This window comes from Geminocystis sp. GBBB08 (assembly GCF_016743215.1).
In the GTDB taxonomy this organism is placed as follows: Bacteria; Cyanobacteriota; Cyanobacteriia; order Cyanobacteriales; family Cyanobacteriaceae; genus Geminocystis.
The window spans coordinates 1-4,214 of record NZ_VRZC01000242.1 but is presented as its reverse complement, the minus strand read 5'-3'; the positions used below and the strand labels follow the sequence as shown (position 1 = coordinate 4,214).

General features: G+C 32.6%; 6 protein-coding genes. 2 read left to right on the top strand and 4 right to left on the bottom strand.

All coding sequences use genetic code 11. The features are described from left to right. Positions 1-126: 126 nt before the first annotated feature. The 4 genes from cas1 to FWJ34_RS18580 form a co-directional block, all read right to left on the bottom strand. Entirely contained in the window at positions 127-1,119 is a 993-nt protein-coding gene (gene cas1 / locus FWJ34_RS18595) for a CRISPR-associated endonuclease Cas1 (protein WP_308256824.1), read from the bottom strand. Continuing rightward, entirely contained in the window at positions 1,116-1,412 is a 297-nt protein-coding gene (csx18, locus tag FWJ34_RS18590; RefSeq protein WP_308256823.1) for a CRISPR-associated protein Csx18, read from the bottom strand. The genes cas1 and csx18 overlap by 4 nt, the downstream gene beginning before the upstream one ends. A gap of 99 nt (positions 1,413-1,511) precedes the next feature. Continuing rightward, positions 1,512-1,844 carry a hypothetical protein gene (locus FWJ34_RS18585; protein WP_308256822.1) on the bottom strand — a complete coding sequence of 111 codons (333 nt, stop codon included), beginning with the start codon at positions 1,842-1,844 and terminating at the stop codon, positions 1,512-1,514. A 27-nt stretch (positions 1,845-1,871) separates the two neighbouring features. Next, positions 1,872-2,165: a DUF559 domain-containing protein gene (locus tag FWJ34_RS18580; protein ID WP_308256821.1), complete on the bottom strand. Its 294-nt coding sequence runs from the start codon at positions 2,163-2,165 to the stop codon at positions 1,872-1,874. 280 nt (positions 2,166-2,445) lie between these two features. On the opposite strand from FWJ34_RS18580, the gene FWJ34_RS18575 reads away from it, so the two are divergent. Together FWJ34_RS18575 and FWJ34_RS18570 are read left to right on the top strand one after the other, a co-directional pair. Further along, positions 2,446-2,850: a hypothetical protein gene (locus tag FWJ34_RS18575; RefSeq protein ID WP_308256820.1), complete on the top strand. Its 405-nt coding sequence runs from the start codon at positions 2,446-2,448 to the stop codon at positions 2,848-2,850. Then, positions 2,840-4,214 (top strand): type III-B CRISPR-associated protein Cas10/Cmr2 (locus FWJ34_RS18570; RefSeq protein WP_308256819.1); only part of this gene is annotated, 1,375 nt, incomplete at its 3' end. The genes FWJ34_RS18575 and FWJ34_RS18570, both read left to right, overlap by 11 nt.

Below are 4,214 nucleotides of genomic sequence, written 5' to 3'. Positions count from 1 at the left end.
TTGCATCTTTATCATCAATTCTCGATGAGGATAGGAAAAAGGGAAGAGGGAAGAGGGAAAAGTAATCAGAATTGATTTTTCCGGTTTTGTTTCATTGGTATTATTGTACTGGTGCAAGATCTGAGTTCAACGTATTTGATAAGGTTGATAACCAGAAATAGGATTATAAACAAAATTTTTATAACGTTTAACTTGTCTCATTAATAAATCCCAACGGGGTTGTTTGGTTTCTTTTCCTGTGTGGATTAATTCCTCCATTCTTTGCAAAAAACTACTTAAAAATTTTTTTCTACCATTATTATTGAGATAACAACCGCCATTTTTATAGGTAAAATCATCTACTGCATTAATTAGGTTTTTATTGATAATAGAAAGTACCAAAGAATCAATTAAGGGCGATCTAAATTCCTCAATTAAGTCTGAAGCTAAGGTAGCGTGACGTTGATTATCTTGATGTAAACAGGCATAATAGGGGTCTAAATTTTGTAACTCAATTAAGGTTAATAAATGATTCCATAAAATTTGATAACCAAAACTGAGTAAGGCATTAATAGGATTACCCGGAGGGCGACGACTACGGGCATAAAATATAAAATCAGGGTTATTAATACACTGTCCAAATACAGAAAAATAAGTACTAGCCCCTGCACCTTCATAACCCATTATTTTATCGATAGTTTCAGCATAATTAACTTTATCAATGAGATAATTAAGTATATTAAAACACTGACTAAAATCAAGATTTTTATTATTTTTTTGTCGCCGTTGTAAGATAACTTTTTGATTGATTAATTTACCTTTTACGATAGCCCTAGCTGTGATTAATTTTTCGGTAAAAGTTAGTTGTTGTTGATAACGAGATAGTTGGCGATAACCTCTTTCTAGTGCGATCGTACGTCCGTAACAATAACCCATTCTGGATAAATAAACAATGGGAATATTACACCATAAACAGGCTCTAATTGCTTGGGTTGTTACTTGAGATTTGCCGAAAATTAATATCTGTTCTGTTAATGGTAATTGTACTTCTGCTAAAATATTATTATCTTTTTTTACAATTAATAAATCTTGTTTTAAGGATAAATAACACCCTTGTTGGGAAATATAAAGAGTTTTCATCTATCCTCATTGTTTTGTCGTTGAATTTCTGAAGATTTTTTCTGTCTTATTTGATCTATTCTCTGGTCATAAGGAACATCAAAAAAATTATTATTAGGAGATTTTAAAAGCCAAATAGTAATAAAATCAAAGACGATACTCACTGTAAAACTTGAAAGAGTGATCATGATAGTATTACCAATTACGGCGGCTAATCCTAAGGGTGCAATCAATAATAAAATAAGAGTAATTAAACCGTTAATAAATGCGATCGCCACACTTTTAATTAAACTCCCTTTCCATGATATAAGCATGATTAATTATCCTGAATAATTTTTAATATTGGCTCTTCATAATTACCTTAATAAGAAGGAATAATTGCTAATTTTTAGAGATTATTGTTTAACTTTATTTTAAGCTTTTTTGATAGCAATACTGTTATCAATAGTAGAAATTATTCCAGCTAAAAAAGCATATTTTTGTCCATGGGCAAAATTTTCAGTAAAAGATTGATTAGAAGGTTGAGTTATGAATAAAAATCCTGAAAAAATAAACGTAAATACTCCTAAAGCTTTCCATCTTCTGGTATGAATATAACCACCAACATAGGAAATTAATAAACAGAGTACAATATTAACCCAAATTGCTCTGCGGGATAAATAAACAGTATGTTGATTTTTTTTATTTTCCATTTGTTGCTCCAATTCTTGAATGATATTTTGATATTTTTTTTCTGGTTTATTCATTTTTTAATTTTGCAAATTATGAGGGTATTAAGCATGAGCAAATAAAGCAATAATTTCAGAAACAACTTGTTCGGGTTGCTGATAACATTCATCGGCAGTAAAACGAGCAGTAGGGATTTGCTCTCTTAATAAGAGTCTGTCTCTGGCATAATCTCGGTTAACTTGTCCGATTTGTTGGTGATGATTACCGTCAACTTCAATGGAGAAACACTTACCACCATCAAAAACGAAAAAGTCAATTTCTAATCTTCCTGTAGTTTGATTTTTGGAAATGGGAGAAGATGCTGTATTAACCATGCCTCGCACATTGGCGAAGAACATTAAACCACATGGTTCTTACTGCTGTTGCTACTGCCATAGTTATAACTGAATTTTTTGAAACTGGTTTTCCTTGCCATATTTTCATTAAAACCAATGTCAAACTTTTTGTTTTGTATTTCGTGCGAACTAGGAAATTAATAAATTTTTGTAAATAAATATCAATGAATTATTATTTTTGTAAATAAATATTAAGATTTTTGATATTCGCTTGAAAATAAAGATTACTGAAATAATGTGAGCTATATTAATGATTAATCAATAAAAACCAGATCCTGCTAATATGTATCGAAAAATTTATGGATTTATACAAGCTATCTATTCTGAAAAGGATGAAAGGAATAGGTTATGGTTAAAACTCAATATTTCGGAAATTGAACAAAATAAGTTACGGCAATGGTGGGAAGAAAATGGTAATTTAGTGTTAAATATTGCTAGTTCAAGCGATCGAGTCAACTTAACAAATAAAGGTTATCAAAACTCAACAATACTGGTAAAACATCCTATCAGTGGACAAAAACAAGATATTTCGATAACAGCAGAAAATCTTGATGAATTAATAGAAGATTTAAGTACTTTAGATGAAAAGCAATTATTTTGGTGGTTATGGCGGTTTTTACCTGAATTAAAAGCTAAACAAAATCCTGATAGTTTACTCACTCACTCCAGCACATTCTGTGTTACCTGATTGTCCTTTACATAGTTATGCTTCTACGGTTTCAGCTTTAACAGGGGCAATTTATCCTCCATCATGGCAAGAAGAAGATAAACCATCTCATCCTTATCTATTCCTGTTTACGTTTTCCCCTGTACAAGAGTTTATCAAAGCCTCTCGTAAGTTTGTTGATTTTTGGGGGGGGTCTTATTTACTCCATTATCTTGGCGTTAAGTTGTGTTGGTATATTGCACAGAAATATGGACCTGATGCTGTTATTACTCCTTCATTATGGGGGCAAGAAATTATAGATGCTTTAATGATTAAAGAGTTTGACACTAAGGATTATACCATTTTTGAAGATAGTTTTAAGCAATATATTGGGGTTAATCCTGTAGAAAATGACAAGAAAAATTCTAGTAGTTTATCAACGGCCGGTTTTCCTAACGTTATTACTGCTTTATTACCCAGTAAGGAAGATGCGGAAAAATTAGGTAGTGATTTAAAGCTACATCTTAAAAAGATTTGGGGTAAAATTGCCTTAAAGGTTAGGGAGGATATTAAACAACAGGTTATTGATTATTTAGATGACAATTTAGATAGTTTTTGGAGTGAAATCAAGCAAGATTTTGATCCTAATATTGATCAATCAGAAAACATTTATTATAAAGAGTTAGAACAGTTAAAACAGGAAGGCTGTTGGGAGTGGAATAAAATCTGGGAGGCGCAAATCGATCATAGTTGGGAAACCTATTTTACTGCCATTCCTTTGGGTAATCCCACACAACCTTTAACTATTGATAATATTAATGAGGTATTAATCCCCCCAACTTCTGATGATGAGGAAGGCTTAACATGGAAACAGGCACAGGAAAATATTGCTAATCCTCGCCAAGATCCTGCTATTCCGACCGAATTTGAGGAAAAACTATATCATAAATTCAACGTAGGTACATGGTGGGGTGCAATTCAAGCCCGTTTAGGGCAATCTATTCAAGGGGTGAAAAATACCCGCAGTTGGCAAATTCCCACCGCCCCCGGGGAACGATCGACTTTATCTGGACAATATAGTGCATTACATCCTCGTTTAAGTTATCAAGGTAATTTTAAACAGGGAGGCGGTGTCAGAGAAAGTTCCATGAGGCTTTTTTGGGGGTTAATGGGCGCTGTTTATCAGGGTTTATTTAATGGCAGTGAAAAACTTAATGCGATCGAACTTACTAAACGCATGGCTTGGAATATCGGCGGCGTTGCTGAATCTTTAGGCATTGATACTCAGGAAATGAAAAAGAAATTTGTTAACTTTAAACTGCAAGAGAGAAAAGCTATAGATTATGAGAGTTTAATTCGTTTTCCTAACCTAAGTGCGATCGCATCTGCTAGATTTCTTTATGAAG